Here is a 20366-nt window from a genome sequence, read left to right as displayed (position 1 = left end):
CTCCGTTCTCGTCCAGAAGGGGGTTATCCGCCACAGGTGCCGGCGGGGTGTTGCACGGTGCGGACGGTCGTCACGTCCTGTCCACCGATCGCCCCGGTCACCCGGACCGTCGCCGAACCCGCCGGCACCGAGACGGCGCGCGTGTTGAACGACTGGTAGGCGTTCGCGCCCGGCGCGACGGCCGCGAACGACCGCTCGCCGTACGCGGTCTCCAGCGCGATCCCCACCGGCGCGTCACCGTCGTTGCGCGCCTGCACCGCCACGTAGACCTTGCCGCCCACGCACCGCGCCGACGCGGTGACAGTGACGGGCAGCTCCAGGGTGGCCGCCTGGAAGGCCCAGGTGTCGATCTCGAAGAGGTCGACACCCGCTGGACCGGTGTAGGTGAAGTAGACGTCGTGCACGCCGGTGACGCCGGCAAGCTCGGCGGTCACCTCGGCCCACTGGCCGACCGGCGTGTCGACGGCGGCGGTGCCGACGACCGGACCGGTGGCGGAGTCGAGCCGGACCTGGATCTGCCCGCCGGCGGCGAGTGCCCGCACCTTCGCCGTCACGCTCTGCGCGCCGTTGTCGCCGAAGTCCACCGACGACAACGCCGTCCAGTCGCCGTTGTCGATGTCACGAACCGCCAGGTTCGGCGCCGTGCCGCCGAACTGGGCGGAGCCGCCGTCGATCTTCGTGGTCGCGACACCCTTGCTCCAGCCGAAGGTCTCGGCCTCGAACACACGGTACGGGTCGAAGTCGCGCACCTGGTTCACGCCGGCGTAGGTGCCGACGACCTGCTGGATCGTGCCGTCCGGGTTGAAGGCCAACTCCTGGATGTGCGGGCTGCGGTACCCCTGGGTCGTGTTGCCGTTGATGCGCTTGTTCAACGTCGGCGCGTGATAGGTGAAGTAGTACTTGCCCTCGAACTCGAAGACCGACTGGTGGTTGTTGCCACCGGTGCCGGCCCCGAAGAACTGCGACTGGTTCGGGAAGAGCACGCCGGCGTAGGTCTCCTTCGGCCACGACATCGGGTTGTCGGAGATCAGGTAGCCGATCTGGCCGCCACCGGGATAGCCGGGGAGCGGCTGCTGGCTGCCACCGAAGTCGTTCCCGCCGAAGTGCGACGAGTACGAGAAGTAGTACCTGCCCTGCCGCTTGAAGACGTGACCCGCCTCGAAGGCCACCGGGGCGTCGACCACCGCGGCCGTGCCCTGGGTCGCGACCATCGTGTCGTCGAGTTCGATGGCCCGGATGTTCTTCGGGTTGTTGAAGCGCTCGGCCGGCGGCATGCTCGTCGACGCGGGGCCACCACCGAAGTAGAGGTACGGCTGGCCGTCGTCGTCCACGAACGGGGCCGGGTCGAACTTCCACGCGACGTTCTCGGCACCCGGGGTGCGGCCATCGATGAGCGTGCTCGTACGCTCGCTGGTCCACGGGCCGAGCGGCGAAGCGCCAGTGATCACGTTGCTGGAGCCACCGCCGTTGGCGTAGTAGAGGAAGAACTTCTCCACCCCGTTCACCACCTTCTTGGTGATGCCCGGAGCCCACGAGTTGGCGGTGAACGGGGCCACCCCGTTCGGGCCGGCGACCTGGATCTCACCGTGGTCGGTCCAGTTCACCAGGTCCGCCGAGGAGATCACCGTGATCTGGTTGATGTCGCCGTAGTTGATCCCGGGCGAGACGCCGGTGGCCGGGTTCGGGGCGTAGCCCTGGGTGTCGTTCGTCATGTACATGTACACCCGGCCGTCGTGCACGAGGCCGAAGCCGTCGGCACCGAACTTGTGCCCGATCAACGGGTTGTGCTCCCCGGGCAGCTTGCCGACGACCTCGATGGTCTTCGACGCGGGTGCGGGCGGCGCGGCGCCGACCACCGACACGTCGTCGAGCTTGAAGTCCATGAGGTGCAGGTCCGGGTCCGTGGACGGGGTGGCCGTCCACGGGGTCTCGAAGAACAGGCGTGCCGTCGACACGGTCTGCGTCGCCGGGATCGTGAACGTCCCGTTGAACTGCGCCCACTGGCCCTTCGTCGCCGTCACGCTGACGAGGTTGGTGTAGGTGCCGCCCCCGTAGTGCATGGTGGCGAAGAACTGCTTGGTGGCCGGTCCGCTGGCGTTCTCGTACTTGATGCGGGCCGTCAGGGTGTAGGCCTGCCCGGCCTGAACCTTGCCGCTGAGGTCCTGCATCGGCCCGGACCCGGTCGTCGTCCGGCTGGTCACCAGCGCGGCATTCGCACCGGCGTAGGCATCAGAGGTGGCCGACAACTGGGCGCCGTCGCTGGCATTTCCGTTGTTGACGAACCAGTTGGCCAGGCCGTCCTCGAACCCGCCGTTGACGACGAGATTCGTGTCGGCGGCCTGGACCGGCGCGGCCCCGGCGCCGAACCCGGCGGCCAGCAGCAGGCCGACTGTCGCGAGCGCAGCGACCCGTCCTCGGGTCGCCCGTCGCATTCGTTGTTCCACGAAACGTCCTCCTTCATCTCTGACGTGCGGTCATCGGTGTACGGGGGATCGGTGGGTGGTCCGGACATCAGGGGTCGACCGCCGCCACCGGCTCGACAGCGGCCGGCGGAGCGGAACAGGTCAGCTGTTCCGCGCCGCACGGCCGGTCGCCGGTGGTGCCTGTCGTCGAGCCGAGGGCTCGTGGTGGGGTTATCCGCCGCAGGTGGCGGCGGGGTGCCGCGCGGAGTGGGCGGTGGTCACGTCCCGGCCGGCGACAGTGCCGGTGACCCGGACCGTGGCCGAGCCGGCCGCCACCGACGCCGCACGCGTGGGGAACGACTGGTAGACGTTCGCTCCCGGCGCCACTGTCGCGAACGACCGGTCTCCGTACGGGGTCTCCAGCGTGATGCCGACCGGCCCGTCCGAGTCGTTGCGCGCCCGCACCGCCAGGTACGCCCGGCCAGCCAGACACCGCACCTCGGCGCTGGCCGTCACCGGCAGTGCCGCGAGCACGCCGAGGCGGGCCAGTTGGTAGCTGAGTGCGCGCTCCGGGGCGTCGATCTGGTTCTGGGTGCCGAACTGGCCGGCCCGTGCCGACGTCGCCGCCGCGAGTGCGGACTGCGTCGCGGCCCAGGCGTCGGGCGGGTAGTGGCGCGCGTCGAGCGTGCGCGCGTGGGCGACGGCCGCGTCGAGGGCGATGGTGTCCAGCGGCCGGGCCTGCGCGGTCAACACGTCGCTGAGCAGGTAGTTGTCGAAGTCGACGTGCCCGCCGGTCTCCTGGGTCGCGTACGTGAACAGGCCCACCCGGTGCCCCATGAAGTGGGCGAGGCTGCCGTCGAGCGTCTGCGGGCCGACGCGGTTGCCGAGCCGGGTCCATGTCAACCCGTCCAGGCTGTAGTAGAACGTCGTCCACAACTGGCCGACCGGCGAGGCGAAGTCGAGGTCCGCCTTCACGTGCACCTCGGTCGCGTCATCCAACGCCACAGTCGTGCCCGTCACGAAGTTTTCCAGAGTCGACTGGTCGAGGTCGACAGCGAACGGCTGCGACCGGTTGACGACGCCGAGGGTGTTGACACCGTCGACGCGCTTGACCGCCACGTACGAGAAGCCGCGGTTGTATGCCGCCAGGCCCGCGACGTCGCCGTTCTTCATCCCGGAGATGTCCATCCGGGTCTGCACCGACTGCCGTGGCCCGAACGTCCGCTGCGAGAGCGTGTTGCGGGCCTCCTCGAACCAGGCCAACTCGGCCCGGTTGGACAGCTTCGTGTAGACGTACTGGCCGGTGACCACAGTGCCGGCCGTCAACCGCAGCCAGCCGTCCCGGTCGGTGAGCGACCAGTACCGGTTGTCCGGCGCGTGGTTCCATTCCCATGCCAGGTCCAGCCGCGACCCGTTGGGGGCGATCTCCGCCGGGTCGAGCGGCGCCGGGACCGTCCACTGCTCGTCCTGGTATGCCTTGTGTGGCGCGTCGTTGGCGAAGTCGTCCGAGGCGACGATGCTCTTCTGCCGCTCGAAGACCTCCTCGGCGGGGCTGAGCCGGATCGGCTTGTCGAACACGCCGTTGACCGGCACGACCCCGCCTGCGCCGAAGGTCGGCCACCCGTCCTGCCAGGTGGCGGGAATGAGGGCCGGGATCCGCCCGATCGGGAACGTGTCGCGGAAGAACATGCCGTGCCAGTCGGTGCCGCCACCGGCCCGGCTGATCGGCACCAGGCTGCCCTGGGCGAAGCCGTTGGAGTTGAGCACGCCGCGCGCCTCGTAGGTGTTCACCCCGCCGGCCGAGGTGTAGCGGCCGAGCAGGTCCTTCGACCGGAACATCACGACCTGGCGGCCCTGCCCGGACGGCCAGGTGATGATGACGGCGTAGTACCAGCCGTCGATGTGGTAGAACTGCGCGCCCTCGAACAGGCCACCGATGAACGGCTGCCCGGCGTAGTCGCCCGCCGTGAAGATGTTCGGATAGTCCTGTGCGATGGCCGTCAGGTCGGCGTTGAGGCGTACGGCGCTGGTGCCGCCGGAGCCGTAGAAGATGTACGGCGTGCCGTCGACGTCGAAGAAGAGCGACGGGTCGTGCAGGCCACGGCCGAGGGCGGTGCGCTGCCATGCGCCGTTCTCGATGTCGTCGGTGCGGTAGAGGTACGCCCCGTTGAGGTTGTTGGTGTTGAAGGCGACGTAGAACATGCCGTCGTGGTAGCGCAGTGACGACGCCCACTGGCCCTGCCCGTACGAGTTCTGACCGTTGCGCAGCGAGAACGAGTCGCCGATGCTCGCCCGGTCGAAGACGTAGTTGACGATCTCCCAGTTGACCAGGTCGTACGACTTCATGATCGGCGCACCCGGGCTCAGGTGCATCGTGGTGCTGATCATGTAGTAGAGGTCGCGGCCCTCGTCGTTCTCGGCGGCGGGCACCCGCTCGACGCTGATGTCCGGCACGTCGGCGTTGAGCAGGGGCACCGAGTAGGTGCCGGCGCCGGTGTCGGTCGAGGTGTACGACGAGCGGGGCGTCCACGTCTCGGCGGCGTGGGCGGCGGCGGGTGTGCTCACCAGGCTCGCACCCACGAGGACGGCGACCGACGCGAGCGTGCGGAAGCGGCGGGGAACTCGCGGGCGGATCGACACGGCCAATGTGGACTCCAGACGCGAGAGCGGCGTGAAGCCATCGTGTTATCGCTAACAATGCCTGTCAAGAGCATCAATGAAACCTGCCCGAAGTGTCCGCGTAACCTCAGGCCGGTCAGGACGCACCACGCAGACCCGGGCCGGGGCGAGACCGCCCCAGCCCGGATCCGATGCTGTCCGTCGTTACGTCAGCTACGCACCTGCCAGCGCTGGTTCGCGCCGCCGCTGCACGCCCAGAGGATCAACTTCGTGCCGTTCGCCGTCGCGGCGCCGTTCGCGTCGAGGCAGAGACCCGACTGCACGCCGGTGATGGTGCCGTTGGAGTTGATGTTCCACTGCTGGTTGACACCACCGTTGCAGTCCCAGATCACGACCTTCGTGCCGTTGACGGTGCCCTGGCCGGAGGCGTCCAGGCACTTGGTGCCGTAGATCATGAGCTGCCGGCTCGCGGTGTGGGTCCACCGCTGGTTGGTGGCGTTGCTGATGCAGTCCCAGATCTGGGCCTGCGTGCCGTTGGTCGTGCTGGAGTTGCCGATCTCGGCGCAGCGATTCGACTGCACGCCCACCAGCTGCACGTTCGTCGGATTGGTGGTGCCACCGCTCTGCACGCCGGCCGTGTTGATCACGGCCTGCGCGCCCGACGGCCAGTTGCCGTTGCTGACAGTGACGTTGCCGTTGACGACGTTGCCGCGGTCACCGTTCGTCACGTTCGTGCCGCTGCTTGTCGACCAGTTGTTGGTGACAGTGAAGTTGCCCATGTTCTCGGCGTAGTAGTAGTTGGCGGTCGCCCAGGTGCCGGTGGAGGAGAACACGTTGTTACGGGCGGTGTAGTAGCGCGAGCCCTCGTCGAAGTAGAGCCCGAACCAGCCGTTGGTCCGCAGGCAGTAGTTCTCGGCGATCAACCCGCCCGGGTTCGCCGACAGCGAGTAGATGCACCCGCCGTCGGTCATCTGCTGCATGACGTCGTGCACGTAGTTGCCGATGACCTGGTTGTTGGCCGCGGTGGTCGCGGTCGAGTACCGCGGCTGGTAGTTGTACAGGCCACGGTTGGCGTAGTGCTGGCTGCCGCCGGCGTCGTTGGCGCCCCAGCCGTAGCCGATCGACATGCCCGTGTACGGCATGTTGTAGACCTCGTTGTGCGAGACCAGCGAGGTGTTCACGTAGGTCGTCAGGATCGAGACCACGCCCCGGTACTCCAGGCCGAGATCGTGCACCTTGTTGTTGCTGATGGTGACGTTGCGGTTGACCATCCGCTGGTCAGTCGGGTGGTGGGCGTCGGCCCGCACGCCGCCGACCACGACGCCACCGGCGGAGTTGCGGGCGATCTCGGAGCGGGTGACGGTGATGTTGTTGACGCCCAGGCCGACGCCGCTGGCGTGGGCGTTGGCGTCGTTGCCGATGCCGATCGCCGTCTGCCCCAGGTTGACGAACTGGGAGTCGCTGAAGCTGATGGTGTTGGCGGCGGAGACCTGCACCGCGGCCGGCATCTGCGCCCAGCTCGGGCGGGTGGCCTCGAACAGCGAGCAGCCCTCCTGGCAGGAGGTCAGCGCGTCGGACGGACGGGCCCAGGTGCCGACGATGTGCGCGCCGGTCTGCTGGTCGGCGAAGCCGTTGTTGCTGCTCGGGCCGAGCCAGCTGGTGCCGGTGAAGGTGATGCCGCTGAACGAGATGTGGTGCGCCGGCGCGTCGTAGGTGCCACCGACGTTCACCAGGGACTGCAACTGCGGCAGCTCCACGCTGACCGAGCTCATGTTCTGCCCGGCGAGCGGGATGTAGTTGAGCTGGCCGCTGCTGGGGTTGAGATACCACTCCCCCGCCGAGTCCAGGAACTCGTACGCGTTGGCCAGGTAGAACGGGCCGGCGCGGTGCGGACGGGACAGCGTGTCGAAGCCGAAGGTGTTGTTGTTCCATGCCGGCTGCTGCATCGTCAGGAAGTTGCCGCTGATGCTCTGCACCGGCGAGTACCGGTCGGTGAACGAGCCGACGCTCTCCACCTCGACCCGGTTCTGGTTGCCGAGATTGTTGAGGTAGTTGAGCGCGCTGTTGGAGAACCGCATGCCGGACGTGGTGAAGGTGAAGTCCGCGCGGTTCACGGCGGTGCGTGCCCGCGTGGCGACGGCCCCGTTGACGTAGAGCTGACGGGAGTCGAGCCCGGCGGGAACGCTGGCCCGCCAGATGTTCTTCCCGGCGTCGACCTGCGTCCAGCCGGTGACCGCCCGGGCGCCGGTGATCGTCGGACGGGCGCCGGCGGCCGCCCGCCAGATCACCTGGTAGCCGTTGTTGCCGGAGTCGGCAGCGGTCAGCCGCAGCGGCGACGACAGCCGGTACGCGCCGTCGGCCAACTCCACGACGATGTCACCGGACATGGTGCTGTTGGCTGCCCGCACCGCGGTCTGTGCGGCGGACAGCGAGCAGGGTTCGCTGGCCGAGCAACTGGTGCCGGTGCCGGAGGGCGACGCGTAGAGGGTGGTGGTGGCCGCGAGCGCGGGGGACGCCGACGCGGCCACCGCGACCACAGCGGTCAACGCTGACGCGGCGACGCCGGCCAACATTCGCCGCAGCGGCGGAATGGGGGAGATGGACACGGGACGGTGCTCCTGACATGAGAGGGGCGGAGGGGGCTTGGTGCGTGGTGGTCAGCTGAGAATCTTCCGGAGATAGCGCAGGCCGTCAGTGGCGAGACGGTCCTGTGAGGGTGCCAACGGGCGCCAGATCGCCGCGGCGACCGCGATAGCCTCGTTCTCCCCCGTGAACGACTCGATGCAGATCGCACCCTGGTAACCGGTGTCCCGCAGGACGGTGAAGAAGCGGGGCCAGTCGAAGTGGTCCGCACCGGGTGCGCCCCGGTTGCTGCCGCTGACCTGCACGTGCTTGATGTGCGGGGCAGCGACGGCGAGAGCCGCGTAGGGGTCGGCCTCCTCGATGTTCATGTGATAGGTGTCGATCATGATGCCGACGTTCGGCGGCAGCCCGTCGATCAACTCGACCGTCTGCTCGATCGTGTTGACGACGCTCGTCTCGTAGCGGTTCAACGCCTCGACACCGATGCTCACGCCCAACTCGCCGGCGTGCTCGGCAACCGGCGCCAGGGCCCGCCGGAAGTCCGCGTAGCAGGCCGCGCGAGCCGCCGGTGACATCCGCCAGGTGCGGCCGACCGAGGCGTACACCGGGCCGCCGACGCATCCAGCGCCGACGGCCGCCGCGCTCGCCACGCAGCCCTTGAGGTACGCCACCGTCGACTCGACCACCGCTGGCGCCGCGTCGACCAGCTCCCGCCCCGGCGAGAGGGCCGCGCAGACGCCGGCGGCGACGAGGCCGTGCTCGGCCAGCAGGTCCCGGGTGCGGACCGGGTCCCAGTCGCCGGGCTGCTCGATCGGCAACTCGACCGCGTCGAAGCCGAACGAGGCGATCCGCGGGATCAGCTCGGCCAGGGCCTCGTCGTCGACCGGCGAGGCCCACACCCAGGGGTTGACGCCGATGGCGTACATCAGGCCCTACTTCCAGCGCTGGGGATAACCGGGCAGGTCGGTGCAGCCGCACATCGCGTAGTGCAGCGGCGGCATGCCCGCGTCGAGATACGTGTCCAGGTTGTCCTGGGTGACTGTCGGCTGCGGCAGCTTCCACGGGTTCGACACCTGCTCGCCGTCGAGGATCCGCAGCGCCGCGATGATCGGCGTACGCCACTGGTAGGTCGGGTACGTCGGGGCGATCGCGGTGAGCTTCTTGTCCTTCCAGATCTTCAGGAAGTCGAGCTGGTCCTCGCCGTTCATCGGCGGAACGGGCTTGCCCGCGTCCTGGAACGCCTCGACCGCCGCGACGGCCACCGCTCCGGCGTCCATCCAGACACCGTCGATCGTGCCGTACCGCTGGATGTAGTCGTCGACGATCTTCTTGGTCTTGGCCGGGTCACCGTCGGTGAACTCGACCCCGACGACGTCGACCTTCGCCTTGTCGAACGCCACCTTCGCCGCCGACCAGCGGGTCTCCAGGACGTCGACACCGGGCAGGATCCGCAGGGCGAGGACCTTGCCGCCCGGTTTCATCTTCTGGCTGACGAACTCGGCGCCGACGTGGCCGAACCCGTAGCCGCCGATGGGGTTGATGAACGTCACCGGGCACTTCGTGTTGACACCCCTGTCGAAGACGACCACCGGCAGACCCGCCTGGCACGCCGCCTCGACGGCCGGGGTCAGCGTGGCGGTGGTGTTCGGCGAGACGATGAGCGCGGAGCAGCCCTTGCCGAGCAGGTCGTTGATGTCCGCGATCTGCTTCTGGTCCTTGCCCTCGGCGTCGACGTGCACGAACTCCTTGATGCGGCTCTTCTGCGCCTCCACCTCGGCCTGCATGGTCTTGAACCCGACCTGCCGCCACGGGTTGTTCAACGCCGCGTTCGAGAAGCAGATCTTGTGCGGACCCTTCTTCTTGAACTTGGCGGTGTCCACCAGCTTCGGGTTGAGCACCTGCTCCCACGGCTTGTCGGCCGGGCCCGTCGCTGTCGCGCTGAGCAGTGCCAGCTCGGCGTCGTAGTCGGCCTGCACGAAGAACTTCGACTGCTCGCCGGTGCCCGATCCGGCGGCGGTGGAGGCACCGCCCGACGGACCCGCGGCCGGCTCGTCGGTGGCACAGGCGGTGAGGGACAGCAATGTGACAGCGGCCAAGGCCGCCATGGAACGTCGCACTATGGATTCCCCTTTATCTCGACGAAGAACGCGTTGCCGAGACCGCCACGGCGAGCAGGATGATCCCGCCCTGGACGGTCGACCTGAGGGCGCCGGAGACGCCGTAGAAATTCATGAGGGCGAACAGCAGCTCGAGGGTCAGCGCGCCAAGCATCGCGCCGACGACCGAGCCGCGGCCCCCGCCCAGCGCGACGCCACCGAGCACGACCGCGGTGATCGCACCGAACTCCAGCCCCGCGCCGGCCTGGAACGACACTCCGCTGTAGCCGCCCAGCAGGATCGCCGCGACCGCCGCCGCCAGACCGCTGAGGATGAAGGCGATCGTCCGGGTACGCCAGACGCGTACGCCGCTCAACTCGGCGGTGCGCGGATTGTCGCCGACGGCGACGAGCGTCCGGCCGAAGTCGGAGCGCATCAGCAGCACGGCCACCACCGCCAGGGCCACAAGGACGAGCAGCGCGAACGGCACACGACCGAGCACCGGCACGTCCTCGAAGGCCCGCCGACCGAACCGCCGGAACTCCTCGGACAGCCCACCCTTCGGAGCGCCGTCGGACCACAGGTAGACCGCACCGACCAGGATCAGGAACATGCCGAGGGTCGTGATGAACGACGGCACCCGCAGCCGGGTGGTGATCACGCCGTTGACCAACCCGACGAGTGCGCCGAAGGCGAGCAGGAGCAGCACCACGGGCCAGGTACGCGTCGGATCGCTGTCGATGAGCCGGGCGGCCACGACCACCTGCGCGGTGACCAGGGAGCCGACCGAGAGATCGAACTCGCCGGAGACGATCACGAAGTACTGACCGGCGGCGAGCAGGATGATCGGCGCCGAACGCCCGAGGAACGACATCAGCGACGGAGGAGCGAGGAAGTCGGGCTGTCGAATGCCGACGAGCACCACGAGCACCGCGAGGATCGCGAGAATCGGCAGGAGGCCACCCGGGCGCACCCGCGGGAGACGCAGCGGCAGCGTACGACGCTGAACGGTCTGCATGGCTAGGCAGCCGCCTTTCGCATGGCCCTGCGGGCGTAGACGGCGACCGCGGCGATGATGATGGCGCCCCGGATCACCTGTTTGAAGAACGCGTCGACCTCGAGCTGGTTGAAGATCGCGTCGATGCTGGCGAGCAGCAGCACTCCCCCGACAGTGCCGATGACGCCGCCGCGCCCACCGGCGAGAGCGGTGCCACCGATCACCACTGCGGCGATCGACTCCAGGTCGTAGAGGCCCTCGGTGCCCACCCGGGGCGCGCCCGAGCCGAGCCGACTGGCGAGGTAGATGCCCGCGAGCCCGGCACACATCGAGCACAGCACGTGGGCGGTGACGAGGACCCGGTCGTTGCGGACCCCGGAGAGCCGGGCGACCTCCGGGTCACCGCCGACGGCGACCAGGTGGTGACCGAAGCGGGTCTTCGACAGCGCGAACCAGGCCGCCGCGGTCACGGCCACCAGCAGCAGGAACGACACCGGCAGCGGGCCGATGCGCTGGTAGCCGAGCGCCTGCACGAGCGACGGCGCGGTGGTGCCGGCCGGCCCGTCGTAGCCGTTGTCGAGGTAGCCCTTGAGCAGTAGCCCGACGCCGAGGGTCGCGATGAACGCGTTGACCCGGAGTTTGGTCACGAGAAGCCCGTTGAGCAGCCCGACGCCGGCACTGACGACGAGCACCAGGCCGATCGCCGGCAGCACCGCGCCGTCACTGCCGTTCATCGTCTCGGCGGCGACGAGGGTGCTGAGGCTGATCACGTACGCCACCGAGAGGTCCAGCGACCCACCCAGGATGACAAGGGTCTGGCCGACGGCGACGAGCCCGAGGCCGGCCGCCACGTGCAGCAGACTCACCGTCGTGGACTGGTTGAAGAGCTGGCCACCGTCGACGAGGACGACCAGCCAACCGATCGCGAGGGTGAGGGTCAGGGCCACGAACACGCCCGGTACGGGGCGGCGGGCCGGCAGAAGCGACAGCGCGCTCATCGGGCCATCTCCGGCACGGCGCCGACCGCCAGGGTGACGACCTCTTCCTCGCTCGCGCCGGCGGGCAGCTCGCCCGCGACACGGCCGTCCCGCATGACGACGATGCGGTCACTCATGCCCAGCAGCTCCGGCAGATCAGACGAGATCATCAGCACGGCCGCGCCGTCGCGGGCAAGGCGGCGGACGAGGTCGTGGATCGCCGACTTCGCACCCACGTCGATGCCGCGGGTCGGCTCGTCGAAGAGCAGGATCCGCGGGTTGAGCGCGAGCCAGCGGGCCAGCACGACCTTCTGCTGGTTGCCGCCGGACAGGAAGCGGATCTCCTGGTCGTCGCCCGCGCCACGGACCTCCACGGCGGTGAGCAGCTCGCGCACCCGAACGGTCCGGGACGCACGACCGGAGCGGGCCGCGAAGACGGCCCGACTGGCGAGCAGCGCGTTGTCGAGCACCGACTGCCGGGGCACGATCCCCTCGCCCTTGCGGTCCTCGGTGACGTAGGCGATGCCGGCCCGCATCGCGGTGCGGGGTGAGCGCAGTCGGACCGGCCGGTCGTCGAGCGTGACGTCCCCTGTCGTGAACGGCGACACCCCGAAGATCGCCCGGGCCAGCGCGGACCGCCCGGAGCCCTGGAGGCCGCCGATGCCGAGCACCTCGCCGGCGCGCAACTGGAGGTTGATGTCACGCAGCTTCCGGTTTCCCACGTCGCGAAGGTTGAGCCGCACCGGGCCCCGGTCCTCGGGGGCGGCCCGGTCCGGGTAGTAGCTGGACAGCTCCCGGCCGACCATGTGCCGCACCAACTCGTCGGCGGTGGTGTTCGCGGTGTCCACCGTGGTGACCCGGCGGCCGTCCTTGAGCACTGTGATCCGACTCGACAGGTCGAACACCTCGGCGAGCCGGTGCGAGACGTACAGCAGGCCGATGCCGCGTTCCTGGAGTCGACGCACCAACCCGTAGAGCAGCTCGACCTCGTGGTCGGCCAGCGCCGCGGTCGGCTCGTCCATGATGAGCAGCCGGGCGTCCAGGGCGAGCGCCTTGGCGATCTCGACGACCTGCTGCTGCGCGACGCCGAGCTGCCCCACCCGGGCGTCGGCCGGCAACGTGGTCTCCCCGATCGAGGCGAGCAACCGCGTGGTGTTGTCGAGCATCGCCCGCCGGTCGACCAGACCCCGCCGGACCGGCTCGTGCCCCAGGTAGACGTTCTCCGCGACGGTGCGCTCCGGCAGCAGGTTGAACTCCTGGTGGATGATGCCGACCCCGACCCGCTGGGCGTCGCGCGGGCCGCGGAACGTGCGCGGTTCACCGGCGAACTCGACGGTGCCCTCGTCCGGGGCGTACCCGCCCGAGACGATCTTCATGAGAGTGGACTTTCCGGCGCCGTTCTCCCCGACGACGGCGTGCACCTCGCCCGGCGCGACATCGAGGTCGACACCGTCGAGGACGCGCACCCCGAGGAAGGACTTACCGATGCCCCGGAGGGTGAGCAGCGGCGCCGGCAGTGGGTCTGACATCCCGAAAGCCCTCACAGATAGTAGTCATCGACAAGGTCAGCAGGTCGGACCCGACCCGTTCGTGGCACGGAAAACGAACTTTCGCCGCTGCTCGCGGGGACTTACGTTTTTATGTTGCGAACATTCCCTTGACATCGACGAAACATCACACGTATGAAGATAGATGTTTGGATGCGGGTCCGCAATCCTCGTCCGGGGCCGATTGCCGGGCCGCTACGCCATCGGCAGCGTCGCCGTGCGCGAGGAATTCGAACATGGCCGTCGTCACCAGGGCAAGACGCCGGACGCCCCGCCATTCATTGACACAGATCTATCACTAGCCCATCCTGGCCTCGTGGACCACGGGACGAGCACCACAGCCGCGATCACGCTGTGTGATGTCCTGCGGGTCTGACTGCCGTTTCGGCGAACGGCACGAGGACAGACCAGCGCACTCGTGCCCCACCCACGCGTCCAGGCACAACCTGACGGGTGGTGGGCGCGTGGTCGCACCCGGAGTTGCCCGCAAAACCTAGGAGACGGCATGCGTCGCAATACAATGATCATCGCGGTGATCGCCGGCCTGTTACTGGCTCTCGGACTCGCCCCACCGGCGTCGGCCGCCCCGGCCTTCCGCGCCCTGTTGTTCACCAAGACCACCGGTTACCGGCACGACTCGATCCCCGCCGGGATCTCCATGATCCAGCAGCAGGCCAGCGCCAACAACTTCGAGGTGGTGGCGACCGAGGACTCGAGCGTCTTCACCGCCAGCAACCTGGCGACCTTCGACGTCATCATCATGCTCCAGACCTCCGGCATGGTCTGGACCTCGGCGGCCCAACGCCAGGCGGTGGAGGGCTACCTCGCCAGCGGCAAGGGCATCGTGGCCATCCACAACGCCACCGACATGGGCATCGAGAGCGAATACCCGTGGTGGGACAACACCATCAACGGCGGCGCCCACATGCCCGAGCACTCCCCCGGTGTGCTGCCCGGCACCGCCATCGTCGCCGACAAGCAGCACCCGTCGACGGCCGGCCTGCCGGACAAGTGGAACCGCAGCGAGGAGTGGTACAACTTCGACTCCAACCCGCGCGGCAAGGTGCACGTGCTGGTGACCGCCGACGAGCGCACCTACAACCCGGGCTCCCGGGCGATGGGCCCGGACCACCCGATCTCCTGGTGCCGTAACACCGCCGGTGGGCGGGTGTGGGCCACCGCGATGGGCCACGCGATCGCCTCCTACAGCGAGGCGAACTTCCAGAACCACGTCCTCGGCGGCATCAAGTGGGCCGCCGGCAACCTTCCCGGCGACTGTGGCGGCACCGTCTGGGGCAACTTCGAGAAGCGCACCCTTGACGACAACACCGTCGACCCGATGGCGCTGGCGGTGGCCCCGGACGGACGGGTGTTCTACGCCCAGCGCGGCGGGCAGCTGAAGATCTTCAAGCCCTCCACCAACAGCACGGTGACCGCCGGGACGCTGAGCGTCTACACCGGCGGCGAGGACGGCCTCACCGGCATGGCGTTGGACCCCAACTTCGCCACCAACGGATACGTGTACCTCTACCACTCGCCGGCGAGCAGCTCGACCGACGTCAACCGCGTCTCCCGCTACACGGTCACCGGTGACACGCTGAACATGTCCAGCGGCGTGACGATCATCGACATCCCCGCGTACCGGGACCGGACGTTCCCGGAGCCCGGTCACACCGGCGGCTACATCGAGTTCGGCCCGGACGGCAACCTCTTCATCGGCACCGGTGACGACACGCCGCCGAACCTCGACCCCAACTGGCAGGGCTACGCCCCGCTGGACTGGCGCTCGGGCAAGTCCAACCTGGACGCCGCCCGCAGCGCGGGCAACACCAACGACCTGCGCGGCAAGCTGCTGCGCATCCGCCCCGGAGCCAGCGGCGGCTACACCGTCCCGACCGGCAACCTCTACCCCCAGGGCACGGCGCAGACCAAGCCGGAAATCTACGCCATGGGCTTCCGCAACCCGTTCCGCTTCTCGATCGACCCCGCCAACGGCTGGGTCTACCTGGCGGACTACGGCCCGGACCGCAACCCGCCCACCACCAACCGTGGCCCCGAGGGCCTCGTCGAGCTCAACGTGATCAAGACGCCCGGCAACTACGGCTGGCCGTTCTGCCACGGCAACAACCAGCCCTACGCGCCGTACAACCCGGACACCGGCGTGGTCGGCTCGAAGTTCAACTGCTCGGCACCTGTCAACAACTCGCCGAACAACACCGGTCTGGTCAACCTGAAGCCGGTCGTCATGCCCAACATCTGGTATGGCTACCCCGCCTCGACGACCTTCCCGGAGCTCGGCTCCGGCGGCTCGGCCCCGATGGGCGGCCCGGTCTACCGGTACGACGCGTCGAACCCGTCCCAGACGAAGTTCCCCGCCTACTACGACGGCGTGCACTTCTTCTACGAGTGGGCGCGCAACTACGTCAAGGAGGTGCACTTCGACTCCTCCTCGGCGGTGACCCGCACCAACCCGTTCCTGCCCGGCGGCAACTTCAACAAGCCGATGGACATGGAGTTCGGCAAGGACGGCTCGCTCTACCTGCTGGAGTGGGGCACCAACTTCGGCGGCGGCAACAGCGACTCCGGGCTCTACCGGATCGACTACATCCAGGGCGGCCGGTCCCCGATCGTCAAGGCCACCGGCACCCCCACCAGCGGCTCCTCGCCGCTGACCGTCCAGTTCAGCAGCGCGGGCACGTCCGACCCGGACGGCAACACGCTGAGCTACCTGTGGACGTTCGGCGACGGCACCACCTCGACGGCGGCCAACCCGTCGAAGACGTACACCGCCAACGGCAACTACACGGCCCAGTTGAAGGTCACCGACAGCACCGGTAAGACCGGCTTCGCCAACGTCCCGATCACCGTCGGCAACAGTGCCCCGGTGGTCACCATCACCACACCGGGCAACGGCGGCATGCTGACCTTCGGTGACAAGGTGTCGTACCAGATCACCGTCACCGATCCGGACGGCGGCACTGTCGACTGCTCGAAGGTGTTCCTCAACCCGGCGCTGGGTCACGACGACCACGCGCACGAGACCACCGAGTACCCGGGCTGCTCGGGCACCATCTCCACCGACCTGCTCGGTGGGCACCCCGACGGCGCCAACCTGTTCTACGTGCTGAACGCCCGGTACACCGACAACGGCGGCTCGGGGGGCGGGTCCCCGCTCACCGGCACCGCCCAGGCGATCCTGCAACCGAAGCACAAGCAGTCGGAGTACTTCAGCAGCCAGTCCGGCATCCGGGTGGTCGACCAGGCGGCGGCGGAGAGCACCAAGCGCATCGGTGACATCTCCACCAACGACTGGATCGCGTTCAGCCCGATGAACCTGTCGGGCATCTCGACGGTCAGCTACCGGGTCTCGTCGCCCTCCGGTGGCGGTTCGATCGAGCTGCGCGCCGGCTCGCCGACCGGCACCCTGCTGGCCACCACCACGGTGCCCAGTACGGGCGGCTGGGACAACTACCAGTCCACGACCCCGGTGAGCGTCGCCGCCGCCAGCGGGACACAGACGCTCTACATGGTGTTCAAGAACAGCAACAACTCGTTCGATCTGGACTCGCACACCTTCGGCGGGAACGGCGTCGGGACTCCCGGCACCGGCACCGGCGGTGGCCTGGCGGGCAAGACCTACACGGTCACGGCGCAGCACAGCAACAAGCTGATGGACGTCAGCGGTGTCTCCACCGCCGACGGCGCCCAGATCACCCAGTGGTCGTCCACCGGCGCCAACAACCAGAGGTGGCAGGCCGTCGACGCCGGTAACGGCGCGCTCTACCTCAAGGCGGTGCACAGCGGCAAGTGCGTCGAGGTGGTCGGCAGTTCGACCGCGGCGGGTGCCTTCCTCCAGCAGGCCACCTGCAACAACGGCAACCAGCAGAAGTTCACCGCCACCGCGACCGGCACCTCCGGCGTGTACACGGTGAAGAGCGTGCTGAGCGGCCTCTGCGTCGACGTCAACGGCGCGGCCACCACCGACGGCGCCCGGCTGTTGCAGTGGACCTGCCACAGCGCGGCCAACCAGCAGTGGCGGTTCACCGCAGTCTGACCTGCGGTCGTCGCGGTAACAGATGACGTCCCGGTCGGGACCGGTGTCCGAGAATCGGAGCCGGTCCCGGCCGGGACGTCGTTGTCAGCTCAGCTGGACCGGGAGCCCGGGCCGGGCAGCGCGGCGAGCAGCCCGGCCGCGGCCAGGGCGGCCCACAGCTCCTCGGGTACGACGGCCTCGGACCGTCGGACCGTCTCGACCATCTGTGCCTCGGTGCGGACGCCGACCACCGTCGACACCACGGCCGGGTGCCTGCGGACGAAGGCGAGTGCCGCCTGCGGCAGGGTCACCCCGTACGTCTCGCAGACCGCCGCGATCCGCCGCGCCCGCTCGATCAGCTCCGGCGGGGCCTGCTGGTAGTTGTAGACGGCATCGGCCGGCGGCTGGTCCCGCGACAGCAGCCCCGAGTTGTAGACGCCAGCGATGACGATGCCCACCCCCCGGTTGTCGGCGGCGGGCAGCAGGTCGTCGGCGGCGCCCTGCTCCAGCAGGGTGTACCGCCCGGCGCACATCATGACGTCGACGTCGGTCTCCCGCACGAACCGCGTCAGCATCGCCGACTGGTTCATGCCGGCGCCGATGGCACCCACCACGCCCTGGTCACGCAGGTCGACCAGGGCGGGCACGGCCTCGTGTGCGGCCTGCTCCCAGTGGTCGTCCGGGTCGTGCAGGTAGACGATGTCGATCCGGTCCAGTCCGGTGCGGTCAAGGCTGGCCTCGATCGAGCGAAGGACACCGTCGCGGCTGAAGTCCCACACCCGCCGATGGCTGGCGGGAACGTCGAACCCGTCGGAGTCGCGCTGGTGCGCGTTCTCGGGTGACGGCACCAGGATCCGCCCGACCTTGGTCGACACCACGTACTCGTCGCGTGGCCGTTGGCGCAGCGCGGCGCCGAGGCGGCGCTCGGACAGCCCGAGGCCGTAGTGCGGCGCGGTGTCGTAGTAGCGGACGCCCGCCTCCCACGCCGCGTCGACCGCCGAGGCGAACTCCTCGTCCGAGGTCCCCCGGTACAGGTTGCCGCCCTGAGCCGCGCCGAAGCCCAACTCGGTGAGGCGCAGCTCCGGGCGACGCGGTAGCGCTCGGGCCGTCATGACGCCTCCTGCCCGGGTACGCGGCGGACGAGCCGGCCCGGATGGCCGCCGACGACGCCCACCGGGAGCAGCGGCCCGCCCGTCATCGGCCCATCCATCCGCCGTCGACGGGCAGCACGACCCCGTTGACGTAGTCCGATGCCGACGACGCCAGGAACACCGTGGCGCCGCCGAGGTCGTCGGCACGACCCCACCGGCCGGCCGGAATTCGGGCGAGGATCGCCTCGTTGCGGTCGGGGTCGTCGCGCAGCGCCTGGGTGTTGTCGGTGGCGATGTAGCCGGGGGCGATGGCGTTGACGTTCACCCCGCGGGCCGCCCACTCGTTCGCCAGAGCCTTGGTGAGCCCGGCGACGCCCGATTTCGACGCGGCGTAGCCGGGAACGGTGATGCCGCCCTGGAAGCTCAGCAGCGAGGCAGTGAAAATGATCTTCCCTCGGCCACGCTCGACCATCGTCCGGCCGATCTCCCGGCTCAGGATGAACTGACTGCTCAGGTTCACCTCGATCACGTGGTCCCACATCTCGTCCGGGTGCTCCGCGGCCGGTGTGCGGGCGATCGTGCCGCCGTTGTTCACCAGGACGTCGATCGGCCCGAGAGCGGTGAGCTCCCCGGCCAACCGGTGGACGGCCGCCCGGTCGCCCAGGTCGGCGCGCAACCCGGTGAACCGGCGGCCGGCGGCTCGCACCCTGCGCTCGACCTCGCTACCGCTCGACTCGAGTTGGGCGGAGACGCCCACGATGTCGGCACCGGCCAGCGCCAGGGCCTCGGCCATGGCGAGGCCGATGCCACGCCGGGCCCCGGTGACGACGGCGACACGTCCGGACAGGTCGAACAGGGCAGTCACTTGTCACCCTCCCGCAGATCGAGCAGTACCTTCATCACGCCGCCACCCTCCAGTGCGGTGAAGGCGGCGGAGGCCGCCTCGACCGGTTCCACCCGGGAGATGAGCTGTTGCGCCGGAATGGCGCCCGAGGCGACCAACTGGATCGCCTCCACCATGTCGTCGCGCTGGTACAACCGAGCGCCGAGGAGTTCCAGCTCGCGCCAGAAGAACCGGTGCAGGTTGACCTCCCGGGGCCGGGGGTGGATCGCCACCATCACCAGTCGCCCGCGGGTGGTGAGAACGTCGACGGCCGTGGTGACGCCGCCGGCGGAGCCGGACACCTCGAAGGCGATGTCGGCGCCCGCGCCGTTGGTGCGTTCGTTGACGAGCGCCACGACGTCTGTCGAGCCCGGGTCGACGACCTCGATCCCGATCCCTTCCGCCACCTCGCGTCGGAACGGGTCCAGCTCGACGAGGAGTACCCGCGCGCCGCGATCCCGCGCGACGACGGCGATGAGCGCCCCCACCGGGCCACCGCCGACCACGACCACCTGGTCGTCGGCTGTCACGTTCGCCCGGCGGACGTCGTGCACGGCGACCGCGACCGGCTCGACGAGCGCCGCGTGGTCCAGCGGCAGATCCTCGGGGAGCGGCAGGACCAGGTCCGCCGGCACTGTCCAGTAGGACTGCATGGCACCCGGCGAGTCGATGCCGAGGAAGTTCATGGCGTGGCAGACGTGGGAGTGCCCACGCTGGCAGGCAGGGCACGTTCCGCAGGGCCGGGTCGGCAGCACGGTGACGGGCTGGCCGATGCTCCAGCCGGTGGTGTCCGGTCCGACCGCCGCGATCCGGCCGGACATCTCGTGCCCGATGATCGCGGAGTCACCGACCCGCGCGTCCATGTCCCCGTGGTAGATGTGCAGGTCGGTGCCGCAGATCCCGGTGTACGCCACCTCGATCCGCACCTGGCCCGGGCCCGGCGGCACCGGGTCACGATCCTCGATTCCGAGGTCTCGCGCCCCCCGGTAGACGACTGCCTTCATCGATCCTCCATCTCGCCGGTCGGCACGTCGGGCGTGGCGACCGGACATGGTCGTGGGGGGGGGGGGGGGGGGGGGGCCCCCCCGCGGGCGACAAATAAGTAGGGGAGGACGGGGACCGGGGCGGGGGCGGCCAC

The 20366-nt window shown here is 69.3% G+C and carries 12 protein-coding genes; 1 reads left to right on the top strand and 11 read right to left on the bottom strand.

Features of this window, described 5'->3' with window-relative positions; all coding sequences use genetic code 11:
* Positions 1 to 23: 23 nt before the first annotated feature.
* From AB0A95_RS03205 to AB0A95_RS03170, 8 genes are all read right to left on the bottom strand, one after another.
* Complete coding sequence (locus tag AB0A95_RS03205) at positions 24 to 2444, bottom strand: family 43 glycosylhydrolase (RefSeq protein WP_357553925.1); 2421 nt, start codon at positions 2442 to 2444, stop codon at positions 24 to 26.
* A 189-nt stretch (positions 2445 to 2633) separates the two neighbouring features.
* Positions 2634 to 4967: a glycoside hydrolase 43 family protein gene (locus tag AB0A95_RS03200; RefSeq protein ID WP_357553924.1), complete on the bottom strand. Its 2334-nt coding sequence runs from the start codon at positions 4965 to 4967 to the stop codon at positions 2634 to 2636.
* 263 nt (positions 4968 to 5230) lie between these two features.
* Positions 5231 to 7627, bottom strand: coding sequence for an RICIN domain-containing protein (locus tag AB0A95_RS03195; RefSeq protein ID WP_357553923.1), 2397 nt, complete (start codon positions 7625 to 7627; stop codon positions 5231 to 5233).
* A 51-nt stretch (positions 7628 to 7678) separates the two neighbouring features.
* Positions 7679 to 8530, bottom strand: a complete 852-nt coding sequence (locus tag AB0A95_RS03190; protein WP_357553922.1) for a sugar phosphate isomerase/epimerase family protein — start codon at positions 8528 to 8530, stop codon at positions 7679 to 7681.
* A 6-nt stretch (positions 8531 to 8536) separates the two neighbouring features.
* The gene (locus tag AB0A95_RS03185; protein WP_357554155.1) at positions 8537 to 9709 is read right to left on the bottom strand and encodes a substrate-binding domain-containing protein; all 1173 of its coding nucleotides are present in this window, start codon (positions 9707 to 9709) and stop codon (positions 8537 to 8539) included.
* Positions 9710 to 9734: 25 nt separating this feature from the next.
* Positions 9735 to 10718, bottom strand: coding sequence for an ABC transporter permease (locus tag AB0A95_RS03180; RefSeq protein ID WP_357553921.1), 984 nt, complete (start codon positions 10716 to 10718; stop codon positions 9735 to 9737).
* A 2-nt stretch (positions 10719 to 10720) separates the two neighbouring features.
* On the bottom strand, positions 10721 to 11695 hold the full coding sequence (locus AB0A95_RS03175; RefSeq protein ID WP_357553920.1) for an ABC transporter permease: 975 nt from the start codon (positions 11693 to 11695) through the stop codon (positions 10721 to 10723).
* Entirely contained in the window at positions 11692 to 13203 is a 1512-nt protein-coding gene (locus AB0A95_RS03170) for a sugar ABC transporter ATP-binding protein (protein ID WP_357553919.1), read from the bottom strand. Before AB0A95_RS03170 ends, AB0A95_RS03175 begins: the two co-directional genes overlap by 4 nt.
* 523 nt (positions 13204 to 13726) lie before the next feature.
* On the opposite strand from AB0A95_RS03170, the gene AB0A95_RS03165 reads away from it, so the two are divergent.
* Entirely contained in the window at positions 13727 to 17275 is a 3549-nt protein-coding gene (locus tag AB0A95_RS03165) for a ThuA domain-containing protein (RefSeq protein ID WP_357553918.1), read from the top strand.
* 89 nt (positions 17276 to 17364) lie between these two features.
* On the opposite strand, the gene AB0A95_RS03160 is transcribed toward AB0A95_RS03165, so the two are convergent.
* From AB0A95_RS03160 to AB0A95_RS03150, 3 genes are all read right to left on the bottom strand, one after another.
* Positions 17365 to 18366: an aldo/keto reductase gene (locus AB0A95_RS03160; RefSeq protein WP_357553917.1), complete on the bottom strand. Its 1002-nt coding sequence runs from the start codon at positions 18364 to 18366 to the stop codon at positions 17365 to 17367.
* A gap of 82 nt (positions 18367 to 18448) precedes the next feature.
* The gene (locus AB0A95_RS03155; RefSeq protein WP_357553916.1) at positions 18449 to 19210 is read right to left on the bottom strand and encodes an SDR family oxidoreductase; all 762 of its coding nucleotides are present in this window, start codon (positions 19208 to 19210) and stop codon (positions 18449 to 18451) included.
* A complete protein-coding gene (locus AB0A95_RS03150) occupies positions 19207 to 20232 on the bottom strand; it encodes an alcohol dehydrogenase catalytic domain-containing protein (RefSeq protein WP_357553915.1) in 1026 nt (341 codons plus the stop codon). The genes AB0A95_RS03155 and AB0A95_RS03150 overlap by 4 nt, the downstream gene beginning before the upstream one ends.
* Between the last annotated feature and the right edge of the window lie 134 nt (positions 20233 to 20366).

Origin of the sequence: Micromonospora sp. NPDC049230 (genome assembly GCF_040647875.1) — a bacterium.
Classification (GTDB): domain Bacteria; phylum Actinomycetota; class Actinomycetes; order Mycobacteriales; family Micromonosporaceae; genus Micromonospora.
Note: the sequence above shows the minus strand (reverse complement) of the source record. Positions and strands in the feature narration are given on the sequence as shown.

Bases quoted from the DNA above. Each gene is read 5' to 3' on its own strand.
- AB0A95_RS03190 (WP_357553922.1), bottom strand. From the start codon at position 8,530: ATGTACGCCATCGGCGTCAACCCCTGGGTGTGGGCCTCGCCGGTCGAC.
- AB0A95_RS03165 (WP_357553918.1), top strand. From the start codon at position 13,727: ATGCGTCGCAATACAATGATCATCGCGGTGATCGCCGGCCTGTTACTG.
- AB0A95_RS03175 (WP_357553920.1), bottom strand. From the start codon at position 11,695: ATGAGCGCGCTGTCGCTTCTGCCGGCCCGCCGCCCCGTACCGGGCGTG.
- AB0A95_RS03185 (WP_357554155.1), bottom strand. From the start codon at position 9,709: ATGGCGGCCTTGGCCGCTGTCACATTGCTGTCCCTCACCGCCTGTGCC.
- AB0A95_RS03170 (WP_357553919.1), bottom strand. From the start codon at position 13,203: ATGTCAGACCCACTGCCGGCGCCGCTGCTCACCCTCCGGGGCATCGGT.
- AB0A95_RS03160 (WP_357553917.1), bottom strand. From the start codon at position 18,366: ATGACGGCCCGAGCGCTACCGCGTCGCCCGGAGCTGCGCCTCACCGAG.
- AB0A95_RS03150 (WP_357553915.1), bottom strand. From the start codon at position 20,232: ATGAAGGCAGTCGTCTACCGGGGGGCGCGAGACCTCGGAATCGAGGAT.
- AB0A95_RS03180 (WP_357553921.1), bottom strand. From the start codon at position 10,718: ATGCAGACCGTTCAGCGTCGTACGCTGCCGCTGCGTCTCCCGCGGGTG.